This is a genomic window from Pseudomonas sp. Ga0074129 (assembly GCA_001465025.1).
Lineage (GTDB): Bacteria > Pseudomonadota > Gammaproteobacteria > Pseudomonadales > Pseudomonadaceae > Aquipseudomonas.
In genome coordinates this window covers 1-15,873 of the sequence record LNDO01000081.1, presented here as the reverse complement: position 1 = coordinate 15,873, position 15,873 = coordinate 1, and the positions used below count along the sequence as shown (strand labels likewise).

The 15,873-nt window shown below is 60.0% G+C and carries 14 protein-coding genes; 5 read left to right on the top strand and 9 right to left on the bottom strand.

Features of this window, described 5'->3' with window-relative positions; genetic code table 11:
• Positions 1-23: 23 nt before the first annotated feature.
• Positions 24-1,478, bottom strand: a complete 1,455-nt coding sequence (thiI, locus tag AUK77_RS11065) for a tRNA uracil 4-sulfurtransferase ThiI (protein ID WP_296129540.1) — start codon at positions 1,476-1,478, stop codon at positions 24-26.
• Between the two features lie 327 nt (positions 1,479-1,805).
• Here thiI and glnA point away from each other — a divergent pair, with 327 nt between their 5' ends.
• From glnA to ntrC, 5 genes are all read left to right on the top strand, one after another.
• A complete protein-coding gene (gene glnA / locus AUK77_RS11060; protein ID WP_296129537.1) occupies positions 1,806-3,212 on the top strand; it encodes a glutamate--ammonia ligase in 1,407 nt (468 codons plus the stop codon).
• A gap of 174 nt (positions 3,213-3,386) precedes the next feature.
• A complete protein-coding gene (locus tag AUK77_RS11055; protein ID WP_296129534.1) occupies positions 3,387-3,956 on the top strand; it encodes a DUF4124 domain-containing protein in 570 nt (189 codons plus the stop codon).
• A 3-nt stretch (positions 3,957-3,959) separates the two neighbouring features.
• The gene (locus AUK77_RS11050; RefSeq protein ID WP_296129531.1) at positions 3,960-4,580 is read left to right on the top strand and encodes a DUF4124 domain-containing protein; all 621 of its coding nucleotides are present in this window, start codon (positions 3,960-3,962) and stop codon (positions 4,578-4,580) included.
• Between the two features lie 242 nt (positions 4,581-4,822).
• Positions 4,823-5,905 carry a nitrogen regulation protein NR(II) gene (gene glnL / locus AUK77_RS11045; RefSeq protein WP_296129646.1) on the top strand — a complete coding sequence of 361 codons (1,083 nt, stop codon included), beginning with the start codon at positions 4,823-4,825 and terminating at the stop codon, positions 5,903-5,905.
• Entirely contained in the window at positions 5,902-7,335 is a 1,434-nt protein-coding gene (gene ntrC, locus AUK77_RS11040; protein ID WP_296129529.1) for a nitrogen regulation protein NR(I), read from the top strand. Before glnL ends, ntrC begins: the two co-directional genes overlap by 4 nt.
• A gap of 3 nt (positions 7,336-7,338) precedes the next feature.
• On the opposite strand, the gene AUK77_RS11035 is transcribed toward ntrC, so the two are convergent.
• From AUK77_RS11035 to AUK77_RS11000, 8 genes are all read right to left on the bottom strand, one after another.
• Complete coding sequence (locus AUK77_RS11035; protein WP_296129527.1) at positions 7,339-11,154, bottom strand: DUF6701 domain-containing protein; 3,816 nt, start codon at positions 11,152-11,154, stop codon at positions 7,339-7,341.
• A complete protein-coding gene (locus tag AUK77_RS11030) occupies positions 11,151-11,567 on the bottom strand; it encodes a hypothetical protein (RefSeq protein WP_296129524.1) in 417 nt (138 codons plus the stop codon). The genes AUK77_RS11035 and AUK77_RS11030 overlap by 4 nt, the downstream gene beginning before the upstream one ends.
• Positions 11,557-12,417, bottom strand: coding sequence for a type II secretion system protein (locus tag AUK77_RS11025; protein ID WP_296129520.1), 861 nt, complete (start codon positions 12,415-12,417; stop codon positions 11,557-11,559). Before AUK77_RS11025 ends, AUK77_RS11030 begins: the two co-directional genes overlap by 11 nt.
• Entirely contained in the window at positions 12,417-12,863 is a 447-nt protein-coding gene (locus tag AUK77_RS11020) for a prepilin-type N-terminal cleavage/methylation domain-containing protein (protein ID WP_296129518.1), read from the bottom strand. The genes AUK77_RS11025 and AUK77_RS11020 overlap by 1 nt, the downstream gene beginning before the upstream one ends.
• 10 nt (positions 12,864-12,873) lie before the next feature.
• Positions 12,874-13,311, bottom strand: a complete 438-nt coding sequence (locus tag AUK77_RS11015) for a prepilin-type N-terminal cleavage/methylation domain-containing protein (protein WP_296129515.1) — start codon at positions 13,309-13,311, stop codon at positions 12,874-12,876.
• 5 nt (positions 13,312-13,316) lie between these two features.
• Positions 13,317-13,754, bottom strand: a complete 438-nt coding sequence (locus AUK77_RS11010; protein WP_296129513.1) for a type II secretion system protein — start codon at positions 13,752-13,754, stop codon at positions 13,317-13,319.
• Positions 13,755-13,778: 24 nt separating this feature from the next.
• Entirely contained in the window at positions 13,779-14,309 is a 531-nt protein-coding gene (locus tag AUK77_RS11005; protein WP_296129510.1) for a prepilin-type N-terminal cleavage/methylation domain-containing protein, read from the bottom strand.
• Between the two features lie 120 nt (positions 14,310-14,429).
• Positions 14,430-15,662 carry a type II secretion system F family protein gene (locus AUK77_RS11000; RefSeq protein WP_296129507.1) on the bottom strand — a complete coding sequence of 411 codons (1,233 nt, stop codon included), beginning with the start codon at positions 15,660-15,662 and terminating at the stop codon, positions 14,430-14,432.
• Positions 15,663-15,873 lie beyond the last annotated feature (211 nt).

Below are 15,873 nucleotides of genomic sequence, written 5' to 3'. Positions count from 1 at the left end.
TGCCGCCATTCAACCCGGGCGTTTTATGCCGGACGATAAACGCGCACATTGGCATGCCCCTCACTCAGCAAATGGTGGGCATGCAAACGGCTCATCACACCTTTATCGCAATACAACAGGTACTGGCGCGCCTCATCCAGCTCCTTGAACTTGCTGTTAAGGGCATAGAAAGGCAGCGCCTGCACCTCAATACCGGGCAGCTCTAAGGGCTGCTCTTCGGCGCTATCGGGGTGGCGGATGTCAATGATGACATGTCCAGCCAAGGCTTCGTTGATTTCCTCAACCTTGATGTCCTTGCCCAGCTCGTCGATGACTTTGTCGATCGGCAGCAAGGTGGCACGCGACAAGGCGCGCTCGAAGACGGCCATGTCTATCTGGCGCTCTTCGTGTTCGATACGGTCTTTCTTGGCGCGCGTGGTCGGGTTTACCGAAATCACGCCGCAGTATTCTGGCATGTGCTTGGCAAATTCGGCGGTGCCGATCTGCGTGGCGGTGTCGATGATGTCCTGCTTGTGGCTGGCGATCAGCGGGCGCAACACCAGCATGTCGGTGGCCGAATCAATCACCGAGAGATTGGGCAGCGTCTGGCTGGAGACTTGGGAAATCGCCTCACCGGTAACCAACGCATTGATCTGCAGTTGCTCGGCCATGCGGGTCGCAGCGCGCAGCATCATGCGTTTTAAGATCACGCCCATCTGGCTGTTGTCGACCTTGCCGAGAATCTCGCCCAGCACTTCCTCAAACGGCACGCTAATAAACAGAACGCGCTGCGAGCTACCGAACTTCTCCCACAAATAGTGCGCCACTTCCATCACGCCCAACTCGTGGGCACGACCGCCGAGGTTGAAGAAGCAGAAGTGGGTGACCAGACCGCGACGCATCATCTGGTAGGCCGCCACGGTGGAATCGAAACCACCGCTCATCAGCACCAGCGTTTGCTCCAGCGAGCCCAGCGGATAACCGCCTAAGCCGTCGTGCTGATGGTGAATAACGAACAGGCGTTGGTCGCGAATTTCCATGCGTACCACCACGTCCGGGTCTTTCAGCGATATACCGGCCGCGCCGCACTGTTGGCGCAACTGGCTACCGACATAACGCTCGATGTCCATGGAACTGAAGGCATGCTTGCCAGCGCGTTTGCAGCGCACGGCGAAGATCTTGCCCGGCAACTGGTCGGCGAAATGCAGCTTGCACTTTTCCAGCACGTCATCGAAATCGCCCAACGGGTATTCATCGACTTGCAGGAAGTGAGTGATGCCGGGTGTGCAGCTCAGGCGCTCAATCATCGCCTGCAGGGTTTTCGGATCACTGATCTGCGTTTCGACTTCCAGGTTGTCCCACACACCGCTGACCTGCAGCTGTGGATCGAACTCACGCAAAACCGAGCGAATATTCTTCGCCAGCTGCCGGATAAAGTGCTTACGCACCGGCCGACTTTTAATGGTGATTTCCGGGAAGACTTTAACGATCAGTTTCATGAAAACGCTGCGTGCCGAGACGGCCAAAAAACAGGGGCGCGGATTATAGCGGAAATTGCTCACGCTTTGATCAAAAATCCTCACACAGCCAAACTGCGCACCATAAAAGAGCGCGCCACAAATATAGCGCTCTTAATTGGTGCAATTAATTCGTCGCTATTCACGCACAGCCCCCGCCAGCCCTGAGTTTCAGGGCTTACACCCATTCCTGTGCACTGGCATGCAATTTGCTCTCTTGTGAGGCAGGATGCTCTGACGGACTATCCCGTCAGCCGTACCGAACTATTAAGGGCTCAGCGTTCGAGCCTTATCCACCTGGAGGACAGCATGTCGAAGTCGATTCAACTTATTAAAGAACACGACGTGAAGTGGGTTGACCTGCGCTTCACCGACACCAAAGGCAAACAGCATCACGTGACCATGCCGGCACGCGACGCCCTGGACGACGAGTTCTTCGAAGTCGGCAAAATGTTCGACGGCTCCTCCATTCATGGCTGGAAAGGCATCGAAGCCTCCGACATGATCCTGCTGCCGGTTGACGAAACCGCTGTGCTGGATCCATTCACCGAAGAGCCGACCCTGATCATCGTTTGCGACATCATCGAGCCGAGCACCATGCAAGGCTACGATCGTGACCCGCGCTCGATCGCCAAGCGCGCTGAAGAGTTCCTGAAAACCACCGGCATCGGCGACACCGTATTTGTCGGCCCAGAGCCTGAGTTCTTCATCTTCGATCAGGTCAAGTTCAAGTCGGACATCTCCGGCTCCATGTTCAAGATCTACTCCGAGCAAGGTTCCTGGATGACTGACCAGGACGTCGAGGGCGGCAACAAGGGCCACCGCCCAGCCGTCAAAGGCGGTTACTTCCCAGTTCCGCCGTGCGACCACGACCACGAAATCCGTACTGCCATGTGTAATGCCATGGAAGAAATGGGCCTGGTCATCGAAGTTCACCACCACGAAGTGGCGACTGCCGGCCAGAACGAAATCGGTGTGAAGTTCAACACCCTGGTTGCCAAGGCTGACGAAGTTCAGACCCTGAAGTACTGCGTGCACAACGTCGCTGACGCCTACGGCAAAACCGCTACCTTCATGCCGAAGCCACTGTACGGCGACAACGGTTCGGGCATGCACGTACACATGTCCATCTCCAAAGATGGCAAGAACACCTTCTCCGGCGAAGGCTATGCCGGCCTGTCCGATACCGCCCTGTACTTCATCGGCGGCATCATCAAACACGGTAAGGCCCTGAACGGCTTCACCAACCCGGCAACCAACTCCTACAAGCGTCTGGTTCCAGGTTTCGAAGCCCCAGTAATGCTGGCTTACTCGGCGCGTAACCGTTCGGCTTCGATCCGTATTCCTTACGTTTCCAGCCCGAAAGCCCGCCGCATCGAAGCACGCTTCCCGGATCCGGCTGCCAACCCATACCTGTGCTTCGCTGCACTGCTGATGGCTGGCCTGGACGGCATCCAGAACAAGATCCACCCTGGCGATGCTGCCGACAAGAACCTGTACGACCTGCCACCAGAAGAAGGCAAGCTGATCCCGCAAGTGTGCGGCAGCCTGAAAGAAGCCCTGGAAGAGCTGGACAAAGGCCGTGCGTTCCTGACCAAAGGCGGCGTGTTCTCCGACGATTTCATCGATGCCTACATCGAACTGAAGTCTGAAGAAGAAATCAAAGTACGCACCTTCGTACACCCGCTGGAATACGACCTGTACTACAGCGTCTAATCCGGCACGCAAGACAAGAGGCCACCTTCGGGTGGCCTTTTTGCGTTTAACGGTAAGCCACCGCCACCTTTAAACCTGATGATTTCTGCACAGGTACACGTTCAGCCATCAACGCGCTTGCCAGAGTGCGCTGGCGGTGCAAGGCTTGGCGTACCTCATACGGGAGAGACAGGTATGCGTCCTCTACTTTTTTGCCTGCTGCTGGGACTGGCATTGCCCGCCAGCGCGCAGATCTATACCTACACCGACGCCAATGGCAACACGGTCTTCACCGACCAACCACCAGAAGGTCAGGCGGCGCAGAGCATTGAGCTTAAGCAGACCAATAGCGTGCCGATGCCAGCGCCCAGCGCACCTGCTGCTAGCGCATCAGCTGATCCCGCCAACGCCAGCGCCCCTTACAGCACCCTGCAATTAACCGAAATCCCAACCGATGAAGCGCTGCGGGCCAACAATGGCACTTTTGCCGTTGGCGTAAGCATTGAGCCACGCCTGGCCAGCAACCATCGCCTGCGCTTGCTGCTTGACGGCAAACCCCACGGCCAACCGAGCAATGTGCCGCGCTTGCAGGTCAGTAATGCCGACCGCGGCGAGCACAGCCTGGCCGTTGAGGTCCTTAGCGACGGCAAGTCGATCCAGCAGAGCGCCACCACCACATTTACCGTGCAGCGGGTTAATACCAAAAGCCCAGCCCTACGCCCGCCTCCCCCACCACCCAAGCCTCAACCCAAGCCAGCCAACTGACCTATGCGTACTTTGTTGTTATGCGGCCTGATGCTGCTCGCCCTGCCTGCCTTGGCGCAGGTTTACACCTATATAGATGCAGACGGGAATCGCGTTTTCACTGACAAGCCTCGCTCTGGCAATGCAGAGCGCGTGCAACTGGCACCCAGCAATTCGATGAGTGCCACCCCGCGCGCGCCTGTCGCCCCAGTTGTCGTGACGCCGCCAGAACCTGGCCTGCGTTACAGCCTGCTACGCATTCTGGTGCCGCAGCCCGATGCGACCATCCGCGACAGCGCGGGCAATCTGATTGTCAGCGTTAACAGCGAACCGAAGCTCTTCCCCGGTCACAACTACCGCCTACTGCTCAATGGCGAGCCGGTTGGCGAAGTGGGCACCAGCCCAGTGTTCCCCATGGAGAACATTGACCGCGGCAGCCATCAATTGGCGGTGGAAATCATCGACGCGCAGGGCCGCATCATCGAGCGCACGCCCAGCCAACCGTTTCACATGCTGCGTATCTCACTGGCGCAAAAACGCATGGTCAATCCGTGCAAGAAAGCTGATTACGGTGTGCGGCCGGAATGCCCGCTCAAAGACAAGCCGCCCGAGAAGAAAGACATTCCCTTCGTGCCCTTCCTTTAAATCAGCGTGGCAATGCCTCTTGGCAGGCACCGCGCCAGCATGGCGCACCATTAAGGTGCGCTTATAGCACTGCGTTTCTATACTCTCCCTGTTTTGGGTCGCCTCAAAACTCCCGGCTGCGCTGCAAAGCAGCCTATTCGTGGCATTCCATGCTTAACCACGCTTCTTTTCGGGGCTTTGGTTTGCTTCTTGCATTTTCCAGCTGCACTGCTGGAACCCAAGGGTCTGCGACATTCAATATGATCATTAACGACGCACTGCACCGCCTGCTGCTGGACAACTTGACCACGGCCACGTTGTTGCTCAATGACAACCTGCGTCTTGAATACATGAACCCGGCAGCGGAGATGCTCCTGGCCGTCAGCGGCCAACGCAGCCACGGGCAATTCATCAGCGAACTGTTCACTGAATCCAGCGAAGCCCTCAGCGCGTTGCGTCAGGCGGTGGAACACGCCCACCCGTTCAACAAACGTGAAGCGGTACTGACCTCCGTCAGCGGCCAGACCCTGACCGTCGATTACGCGGTAACGCCTGTGCTCAATCGCGGTGAAACCCTGCTGCTGCTGGAAGTCCACCCGCGTGATCGCCTGCTGCGCATCACCAAGGAAGAGGCCCAGTTGTCCAAGCAGGAAACCACCAAAATGCTGGTGCGCGGCCTGGCCCATGAGATCAAAAACCCGCTGGGCGGCATTCGTGGTGCAGCGCAGTTGTTGGCGCGTGAACTGCCCGAGGAGAGCCTCAAGGATTACACCAACGTGATCATTGAAGAGGCCGACCGCCTGCGTAACCTGGTCGATCGCATGCTCGGCTCGAACAAGCTGCCGTCACTGTCGATGACCAACGTGCATGAAGTGTTGGAGCGCGTTGGCAGCTTGGTGGAAGCGGAAAGCCAGGGCAGCATCATTTTGGTGCGCGACTATGATCCGAGTATTCCCGATGTTCTGATCGACCGTGAACAAATGATTCAGGCCGTGCTGAATATCGTGCGCAACGCCATGCAAGCGCTCGCCGCGCAAAGCGATCTGCGCTTGGGCCGCATCACCTTGCGCACCCGCACCCTGCGTCAATTCACCATCGGTCATTGCCGTCATCGCCTGGTGACCAAGATTGAAATCATCGACAACGGCCCCGGCATTCCACCCGAACTGCAAGAAACCATCTTCTACCCCATGGTCAGCGGGCGTGCCGACGGCACCGGCCTGGGCTTAGCCATTACCCAGAACATTATTAGTCAGCACCAAGGCCTGATCGAATGCGAGAGCCATCCAGGCCATACCGTGTTCTCGATCTTCCTGCCGCTGGAACAAGGAGTATCACCGTCATGAGTCGCAGTGAAACCGTCTGGATTGTCGATGACGACCGCTCTATCCGCTGGGTGCTGGAAAAAGCCCTGCAACAAGAAGGCATGACCACCCAGAGCTTTGACAGCGCCGATGGCGTGCTCAGCCGGCTAACCCGCCAGCAGCCGGACGTGATTATTTCCGACATCCGCATGCCGGGTTCCAGCGGCCTCGACCTGCTGGCACGCATCCGCGAGCTGTATCCGCGCTTGCCTGTGATCATCATGACCGCCCATTCCGACCTGGACAGCGCCGTGGCGTCTTACCAGGGTGGCGCGTTCGAATACCTGCCCAAGCCGTTTGACGTCGATGAGGCCGTGTCGCTGGTCAAGCGCGCCAACCTGCACGCGCAAGAACAGCAAAGCCTGGCCGTGCCGGTCGAGCAGCCACGCACACCGGAAATCATCGGTGAAGCACCGGCCATGCAGGAGGTGTTTCGCGCCATCGGCCGCCTGTCGCACTCCAACATCACCGTATTGATCAACGGCGAGTCCGGCACCGGCAAAGAGCTGGTCGCCCATGCACTGCACCGCCACAGCCCGCGCGCGGCCTCGCCGTTTATCGCGCTGAACATGGCGGCGATTCCGAAAGATTTGATGGAATCCGAGCTGTTCGGCCATGAAAAAGGCGCGTTTACCGGCGCAGCCAACCAGCGGCGCGGGCGCTTCGAACAGGCCGATGGCGGCACCCTGTTTCTTGATGAAATCGGCGACATGCCCGCCGATACCCAGACCCGCCTGCTGCGCGTGCTGGCTGACGGTGAGTTTTACCGCGTGGGTGGCCACACCCCGGTGAAGGTCGATGTACGCATCATCGCCGCCACCCACCAGAATCTGGAAAGCCTGGTGCAGGCTGGCAAGTTCCGCGAAGACTTGTTCCATCGCCTCAACGTCATCCGCATTCACATTCCGCGCCTGTCGGATCGTCGCGAAGACATCCCCACCCTCGCCCGCCACTTCCTCAGCCGCGCCGCATTGGAACTGGCGGTCGAACCCAAGCTGCTGAAAAGCGAAACCGAAGACTACCTCAAACACCTGCCGTGGCCGGGCAACGTGCGCCAGTTGGAAAACACCTGCCGCTGGATCACCGTCATGGCCTCCGGGCGTGAAGTGCATGTCGACGACCTGCCGCCCGAACTGCTCAGCCAACCGCAAGAAAGCGCCCCGGCCAGCAACTGGGAACAAGCACTGCGTCAATGGGCCGATCAGGCCTTGGGCCGTGGCCAATCCAGCTTGCTCGACACCGCCGTACCGGCCTTCGAGCGGATCATGATCGAAACCGCCCTCAAACACACCGCAGGCCGCCGCCGCGACGCCGCCGTGCTGCTGGGCTGGGGCCGCAACACCTTGACCCGCAAGATCAAGGAGCTGGGCATGAACATCGACAGCGCCGATGACGAGGACGGCGACGACTGACGCCTACTGTGTTCGGTACAGCTCACGCCGGTAGATCAGCGGCGGACTGCCGGCATGAATACCGAAGGTTGCCAGTCCACTGGCAGCTTCACGGCCATTACCGCTCCAGTTGAACCACAGCCAGGCCGGCGTATTACGCAAGCGTGCTAACACTGACCCTTGATTACCGCTGCCCGGTGCGCTCAATAAGACATTACCCCGACTGCTGGACGACCAACTGATGCCGGGGGTGGTGTGGCCATTCAGATTGCCGCTGTATGGCCCCAAATCTACGTTTTGCAGCAGGGCATTGCTGCATGAGTCTGTTGTATTCATCGCAAACAGATTCTGCCCAGCCACGCTCTGCCAGCTCTGCACCTGCAGCGGCAGGCTCAAACTTTGCAGTTCGCTGCCATGGGCATTGCCCATCAGCAGACGGCCCAAACGCACCTCACTGCCAGCAAAGCTGAAGTTATAACCGGCGCAGCTTGTCTCACTGCCATAGCAAATACCGTCGCTGTCGCGCAGTGCTGCCGCCTCGAATCCCATCTGCACCTGCGCCTCAAACGGCAAGTCTTCGGTTTGAGGTGAAGCAGCCGGCGCATAGACCAGGTTTTCTCCACTCCACGTGAAACGCCGCTGGCCATCCCCCGGCGTGGCATTAAGTGTTGCGGCCGAGGTCGTACCTTGCACCGTCAAGCGCGTATTCAGGTCGGCACCGGCCTGGCTACTAGCAAACGCATTCCGCCCACTTGCACTGACCACAGAGAGATAAGGCAAACCCGAGGCCTGGGTCGCCCGGCTGGGCGACGCTAAGCGCCAGAAGTCCGGGTGATCGTAATTAGCTGTGATGGCGTTCTGCCGGTTGCGCGCGGTGATGTCCACCTGCGGCACTTGAGCGAAGCCCATCGGCTGGCCCTGATAACTGAATACGCCGCACGCCGCTTGCAAGGTCGCACTGCCTTGCGCCTCCAGACGGGCCGGTGCCAGCCGCCCGACCGGTGCACTGCTGCCGCCGTTGATAGGTTGCCCCAGGTAGCTGGGCGGCGTGGCGCTCAGGCGGAAAACACCGACCTCACTGATTGCGGGCCTGACCCGCGTCGCAGCACCCAAATTGTGGCTGTAGCGATCAAGGTTCAAGCTGCCCGGCACGCCGCCCGCTGGGGCCAACACCTGATGGCTGAGCCCGATATTGCTCAGGCGGAAGTTGGGCGTTGTTGAGTTACTGCACAGTTCATTAGCCGTTAGCGGCTGACCATCGCGCTGCCAGGCCACGGCACGCAGATCGAGATCAAAGGCATCACCGGCACGCACGCCGCCCGGCATCAGGCTGCAACTGGGCCAACTGCTGCCTTCGCCGCAGGTGCTTGGGGTTTGCAGACACAGACCATAGGGGCGACTGATAAAACTGTCCTCACCGACCATTACCAGCCCACTTTCATTGCCACTGGTGGGCGCATAGCGCGCTTGCAGACGGATCTGCCCGGCATCGTCATAGCGCAGCGGCACAGTGGCGCTGGCATTGCTGTCGAACGTCACAATAACCGGAGTAAACGTACTACCAACCGCGGTGCCATTGAGCAGAACGGACTGCGTCCCAGTGGTCGGTTCAAGATAGCTGGAGCGCCACTGCACCTCGCGGCTGCCCCCTGCAAAACCCGGTACACAGGCCTGCGGATTGGCGGGGTCGGCACGCACCGCCCGGATCGTCGCACTGGCCGGTTTGGCCGCGAGCACATCCGGGGTGTCGACGATAAACCCGCTCTCGACAAAGCTGACCCGGCAATCGGCGGTGCTGCAAAGGTTGGTGCCAAAGGCCCTGGCTGGCGGCGTTGAACTGTTCACCCCGAGCGTCACCGTACCGGGCGTGTTTCCGCGCAACTGCAAGGTGGTCACGCCGCCCGAGAAGGTCAGCGGATTGCCTCCCACCCATAAGGCAGAGGGGCTGAGTTCGACCGTCACAGGGTCGGTATAGAGCTGACTGCAACTGGCATTCAGACAGGCCCGCAACGTCACTTCCAGCGGGTTACAGGTCAGGCTGCTGCTGACGTGGGTGAAGCGGAAATGATCAATTTGCGGCCCAACCGGACGGTAGCGTGCCGCACACACTTGCACCGCATCCAATTCATGGATGTTGACGCGGCCACCCGTCGAGCCGGTGAAACTCAACAGAAAATCAGTCGGAATAGTGCCCTGCCCGGCACTGGCCAATGCATTGAATGGCGCAACCAGCGTTTGAAAACTGCCGCCGCTGGTGGTGCGCCGCGCCACACTGACCATCGCCTGCCCCGCTGCACGCGAGTCAACCACAATACGGTAACGATGCCCTGGGCTGGCGCTGCTGGTAGCGGCACTGGCATCAGTGCCCGGATTGAGACTGCTGGTGCCGGCCAGGTAACGATACGCACCGGCGGCTGAGCCACGAATAGTAAGTGCATCGCCAATAAAACCCGGCCCGCCATTGCGCCCCTCATTGGGATTGGCAAAGTTACCAAACTCATCCAGACCAATTCCCAGCCAGCCACCGGCAAAACCAGCGTCACCGTTATCACGCTGGGCATACCCCAGCGATCCGCCAAAACTGCCGGGTTGCGGCGTCACACTGGCGTCGGAAAGAATCACCGCAATGCCGTCCGCGCCCCGGTTATTGCGCGTGGAGTAGGCGAAATAGTCGAACTCGATGGTCACCAGATTATTCGCCGCCGGCAGCAACCATTGCAAGGTCGCAGCCGTCGCCACCTCACTGGTGTCATCCGTCAGGCGCATGCGGCGCCCGCTGTTATTGGCGATGCCAATGTTAAAGCTGCCACTGCGCCGGGTCGTGACCCAGGCATCGCCCAGCGTCGTACGCTCAAAGTTGTCGTCAAAAAAACAGGTGGCCACCAGAGGCGGCTGGCAGGCGTTGGCAGGCGTTGAGTTGGGCAGGCAGGTGCCCGTCACGCTACTGGGGCTATTCACAACAATGGTCGAGTTACTGGGCGCAGTGAAATTACCGAATGCCTGGGTGTTATTGAGGGTTACCTCATTGAATAGGGTCGTCACCGTCACCGGTGTGGCTGCCGACCCCAGCAGGCTGTTGGTAAAAGTGGCGCGGCTACCTGTCACCGAACCTGAAGTGAGCGTTACTCCAGTGAAATTGGCGGGGTTACTGTTGCCCGTAAAGTTACCCGACAAGGTACCGCCGGTGATGCTCAGCCCGGCATTGGCGTTGGCACCGCCCAGCAGATTGGTGCCGTTGCTGGTCAACGTGCAGCAGTTACTGGTGACCAGACCATTGACCTGACCGCCGGTGAGGTTGATGACCCCATTGCTGGAACTCAGACTGCCATTCACCTGAGTGCCATTGGTGGTGATTGCACCTTGCCCGGTGACATTACCGTTGACCTGACCGGCGTTTAAGCTAATGACGCCGCTGCCACTGGTCACGGAAAAAACCGACGTACCACTAAGATTGACCGTACCAGATGCCGACACCACCGCCCCTTGAATGGTGTTAGTGCCGATGGCGTCGATGCTGCCGACGCTCGACTCCAGCGAAATATTTTTCGCTGCTGTCCCTACTACGTTGTTGTTCAGCGCAAAACCGTTTGACGCAATAACGCGAATATTGCCTAAGCCTTCACCCAAAACCGTGGATACACGCAGGTCATCGCCAGAAGCCAGAATGACCCGCCCCGTGCAGGTGAACACGTTGCCGAAACGTGCCTGCCACGCCCCGCCCGAACAGGGCGGCGGTGAGTGCGGATTGAAAAAACCACCGCTGCTGAAGGTATAAGTCGCCGCGAACACCGGCAGACTGAACAGCCCGAGCACGCTCAGCAAAAGCACTCGCAGCATCATGGCTGACTGACCTCTATTTGCGCCTGCACACGGCGGAAGGCGTAATCAAAACGCGCGCCAGGCAGACCATTACTGGCTTCGGCTGTAAGCAGCACGATCTGCAGCGTGCGCGCGCCTTCGCTGTAAGGCCCACGGGCCTGGCAAGTGACGGTCACGGCGAACTCCGCCAGATTAGCGCCCGCCAGCGACGGCGTGCCGCTGGCACAGCCGCCGCTGTTCAGGCTGCGCGCAATGCCCCACTCAAGTCCGGCACGGGCGGCCTGATAGGCCCGTGCCTGCTGAATACTTAGGCTGCTGCCGCTGTGTTGATCAGTCGATAAACGGCTCATTGCCGCCACCAGCAAAGCGATGACGATCATCAGAAACAGGGCTGCCACCAGGGCAAAGCCGCCTTGGTGCTGTTCAGGGCGCATTGTCCACCTGCACTTGCTGCAACAACTCGACGCTTTCTCCGTCACGGCTAAGGCCCAAACTCAAGCTGACCAGACCGGCGCGTTGCTGACTACCGGGTTGATAACTGAAGGCGCAGCGTGTCACGTCACTGGCCAGCACCTCACTTTGCGCCGCACTGAAGGCCGGTGCCAGCGTGATGCGCGTGTAACGCAGCAAACGCCGATTGGCCAGATCGCAGCTCAGCCCCACCACTTCATCCGCCAAGTAAAAGCGTCGCTGCGGTGAGGCAAAACTAAAGGCAAAACTGCCCCCCGGCGGCACCAGACGCAACACACCTTGCCCTGTCCCAGCGGTAAAGCTCAGGCTGCTGCCGCTGGGGCTGATCACGTGCCGGCCATCTGCGGCTGCCGCCGCCCACAGGTTACTGCCCACCACTGGCACGCCGCCGCTTTCAGCGCCCACGTTGTACAGCACCAGCCAGCGCGCCGAGGCCACCGGCAGCGCGGGGTCAAGCACGGCAAAGCTCTGGCAGTCATTACCCGGCACCGTGCAGTCACTGGCGTTACCGGGGGCAAAGCGCAGCCCCTCAGCACCCGCCCGATTAGGCAGGTAGCGGCCTGCGGCATGAATACGCAACAACTCCAGATCGCCACCCTGCACGCGCACCGAGTTAGGCACCGCCAGGCGAATATCACGGGCCATGCGGCTCAGCGCGAGGCTGGTCTGGTCGACCAATTCAGCGCGACGGCTTTGGTCGATCAGGCCCTGCATGGGACGCACCAGCACCGTGCTGATCATCACGGCCACGATGCCGGCCAAGGCGATCACCATCACCAGTTCGACCAAGGTGAAGCCGGCCTGACGGCGCATCAGTAATCCCCCCGATAGCCGCCGAGACGCAATTCGGCACCGGTCGGATCGCTGACCCGCACCTCGACATAGCGCGCCGCCACACTGGCCGCCCCTGCGCCCAGACTGCCGGTGCTCACACTCACCCGCACCCGGTAACCGGCCAACTGATTGAGCACACCGCCGCGCGCATCCTGTGGCGGTTGGTCGTCCAGGTTGTGGTAGTCGAGCACGTCATCGAAACACAGGCGCTGATTGCACGCGGCTGCACCCGGGTCGGCATAGGCTTGGGCGAGGATTTCTTCAAGGTAGGCTTCAGCCAACAGCACACTTTGCTGGCGCAACATCGGGTCGGCACTGCGCCCGGCGAGGCTGGCCATGGCACTGTAGAGTGCGGCCGCGGCAATGCCGATGATGACGATAGCCATCACCAGTTCGACCAGGGTCATGCCGCGCTGACGCATCATGGCGTGGTGTTCATGGTGTGGTTTCAATCCAGCCGGCAGGCGCATGCACCCGCACGCCATGCCCTCCCAGGCTGACGGCGACGCTGCGATCGGGCTGCCCGAGGGCATTGAAGGTCACCGGAAAACTGTTGTCGGTCAGCGTTACACCCGCAGGCAAGGCCATGTCGGCATACACCCCGTCCGCCGCCTGAAGGTTGGCGCTGTAGGCACCGCTGACACAATCGGCCGCGCGGCGTAGGCGCAAACCGCTGCTGTCCAATTGCGCCTGCACCAAGCAACCACTGGCCAAGGCCTGTTTTTGCGCATATCGCACAGCACTGGCCAGTTGTTCGTGGAACAGGCGCTCATCAAACACCTGCCGATCAAAAAAGCGCGGCCCTACCACGGCGGCTAGAGTGCCGATGATCACGATGACCATCAGCAACTCGACCAAGGTAAAGCCGCGCACAGGGATTAGCAGCCGTCGGTGGTTGCTACAATGGTCGGCGGTGCAGATGCTGTCGCCGCTGTGTACACAACACTGCAGTTTGTACCGGTATAACCTGTCACTGTGTAGGTGATCGCTCCGGTACCGGGAGTCGCTGTGACGCCACCAACCTGAGCGGCAGCGGTAATGCCAGCAGCCGTAGCCGCCGGATAACCATTAGCCAAGGCAATGTCTACGCCTTCGATTTCCACTGTGGTTGCTGCACTGTCGCCCTCCGCCAAAAATGCCGCGCGAGAAATGGCTGATGCTGAGCGCACAGAGCCGGCAATACCGTTCATGGACGCGGCACGAGCCTCGTTACTGAAATCCGCAAATCTCGGCAACGCAAAGGCCGCCAGCACGCCGAGGATCACAATCACCATGATCAGTTCGATCAGGGTAAAGCCGCTTTGTTGTTTGTTCATGGGTATCACTCCGGGTTGAAAGCCTTATTGAAAGGTATAGGTCACGCTGCCGGTATTGGCGTTGTACTGGATGCTGTCGTTGCCGCCTTCAGCCTGGTAAGTGAAGGTGCACAGGGTGCCTGAAGCACTGGTTACATAGTCGTTGCCGGTCGCGGTGCCGACGCTTGGGGCCGCGCCTTGCAGCACGGCACCGAACACCTGGTTGCAGGTGGCGGCGCTCATGCTCGAGGCGGCGTTGGGTAGGCCCACCCGCGCAGTGCCAATCGGCCAGCCACTGGCGTTGACGTCTACCGTGCCGTCGCTAAAGCCCTGCACGTTGATCTGGCAGTTACCGTCGGCACAGCCATTACGGCCACCATTGCGGTTCAGTTCCCACTGCGCGCGCACCAGCAGCACGGCGGAGGCCAGTGCGCTGGCGGTGCTTTTGACCGCCACTTCGTGGGCGTCTCTGGCCGGGTTGATCAGCCGGGGCAATGCCAGCGCCGCCAGCACGCCGATGATGGCAATCACCACCACCAACTCGATCAGGGTAAAGCCGCGCTCAATAGCCCGCATACGCACCTCGTGGGGCACACAACAGACCGAGCGACGGTGCATCAGCCGTGCGTACCACACCCGCTAAAACTGTGATGTAGTTTGCATTTTCTCGGCCGAGCCTGGCAATTAATGTTTGCATCAACGCCCCTTCGCCGCCGAGCCAAGTTCCCACATGGGCAGGAAGACACCCAGTGCCAACACCAGCACCATGATGCCCATGGCGACAATCAGAATGGGCTCGATGGCATCGGCCAGTTGCTTGAGGTCGTAGTCCACTTCCTGCTCGTAAAAATCCGCCACTTCAACAAACAAATCGTCCAGCGCGCCGGTTTCTTCACCCACGGCCATCATCTGCAGCACCAGCGGGGTGAACAGGCCGCTGGCAGACGCTGTGCGGGTCAGCGCTTCACCGCGTTCAATGCCTTCGCGCATGGCCAGAATCGCCTGACCGATATAGCGATTGCCGACGCTGGCACTGTTGATCGACAGGGTTTGCAACAGCGGCACGCCGGCGCGATACATCATGGCGAAGGTGCGGGTGAAGCGAGCCAGAGCGATGCGCTCGAAGATGCCGCCGACAATCGGCAGGCGCAGTTTGATCTGGTCCCATTTCAGCGCGCCGGCATCGGTCTCGATCCATTTGAAAAAGCCATACAGGCTGGCCCCGAACAGCAGCGCCAGCAACCACCAGAAATCCTGAAAAAACTGCGAGGTGCCGATCAGCACCTGTGTCGCCCAGGGCAGTTCGGCCTTGAACTGGGCGAAAACCTTGGAAAACGCCGGGATCACAAACAGGTTGATCACCACCAGCGCCACCGCCATCGCCGAGAGCACAAACAACGGGTAACGGGTGGCTTGCTTGATGCGTTTACGGGTTTCGCGCTCCAACTCCAGGTACACCGAGAGCTGGCGAAACGCCTGATCCAACTGGCCGGTGTTCTCACCGACGCTGATCATGCTGACAAACAGGGTGTTGAACACCTTGGGGTGGCCATTGAGGGCCACGGCCATGCCCTGCCCGCCCTCCAGATCGCTGCGCACGTCCTGCAGCACTTCGCGGAAATACGGGTTGCGATGAGACTCGGCCAAACCGCCAATGGCGCGGATGATCGGCACCCCGGCTTTGCTCAGGCTGTACATCTGTCGGCAGAAGATAATCAGTTCTTCCAGGTCAACGCGCTTGCGCCGCAGACGCTCCTTGAGTTGAGCCCAGGCATCGTTGTCCGCCACCGGAGCCTGCTCATCGATGGTCAGGGGCGTGATGCGCTCGGCTAGCAGTTCACTGGCCAGGCTGTCGGCCGACGCGCTTTCGCGGCTGCCACTGACCTTCGTGCCCTGCGCGTCGCGCCCGGTAAACTTAAACTGGCTCATGGGCAGTACCTGCCAGGTACGTCCGCACGCTCGCCGCCACACCCGTAGCCCGGATGCAATCCGGGATGAGCATTGCCCCCAGCGCACAGGCGCGCACGACCGCACACCGCAGGCCTAGCAGCCTGTCGGACTTGAATTCATAAATGGACAGAGCGCGACAAAGACAAAGCGAATTGCCCACTATTTGAGCGTTTTTAACCGGTTGTTGCCC

Coding starts and splice junctions, on each gene's coding strand:
- AUK77_RS11020 (WP_296129518.1), bottom strand. CDS start 12,863: ATGATGCGTCAGCGCGGCATGACCCTGGTCGAACTGGTGATGGCTATC.
- ntrC (WP_296129529.1), top strand. CDS start 5,902: ATGAGTCGCAGTGAAACCGTCTGGATTGTCGATGACGACCGCTCTATC.
- AUK77_RS11030 (WP_296129524.1), bottom strand. CDS start 11,567: ATGCGCCCTGAACAGCACCAAGGCGGCTTTGCCCTGGTGGCAGCCCTG.
- AUK77_RS11055 (WP_296129534.1), top strand. CDS start 3,387: ATGCGTCCTCTACTTTTTTGCCTGCTGCTGGGACTGGCATTGCCCGCC.
- AUK77_RS11010 (WP_296129513.1), bottom strand. CDS start 13,754: ATGAACAAACAACAAAGCGGCTTTACCCTGATCGAACTGATCATGGTG.
- AUK77_RS11050 (WP_296129531.1), top strand. CDS start 3,960: ATGCGTACTTTGTTGTTATGCGGCCTGATGCTGCTCGCCCTGCCTGCC.
- AUK77_RS11035 (WP_296129527.1), bottom strand. CDS start 11,154: ATGATGCTGCGAGTGCTTTTGCTGAGCGTGCTCGGGCTGTTCAGTCTG.
- thiI (WP_296129540.1), bottom strand. CDS start 1,478: ATGAAACTGATCGTTAAAGTCTTCCCGGAAATCACCATTAAAAGTCGG.
- AUK77_RS11000 (WP_296129507.1), bottom strand. CDS start 15,662: ATGAGCCAGTTTAAGTTTACCGGGCGCGACGCGCAGGGCACGAAGGTC.
- glnA (WP_296129537.1), top strand. CDS start 1,806: ATGTCGAAGTCGATTCAACTTATTAAAGAACACGACGTGAAGTGGGTT.
- AUK77_RS11025 (WP_296129520.1), bottom strand. CDS start 12,417: ATGCGCCGTCAGGCCGGCTTCACCTTGGTCGAACTGGTGATGGTGATC.
- AUK77_RS11005 (WP_296129510.1), bottom strand. CDS start 14,309: ATGCGGGCTATTGAGCGCGGCTTTACCCTGATCGAGTTGGTGGTGGTG.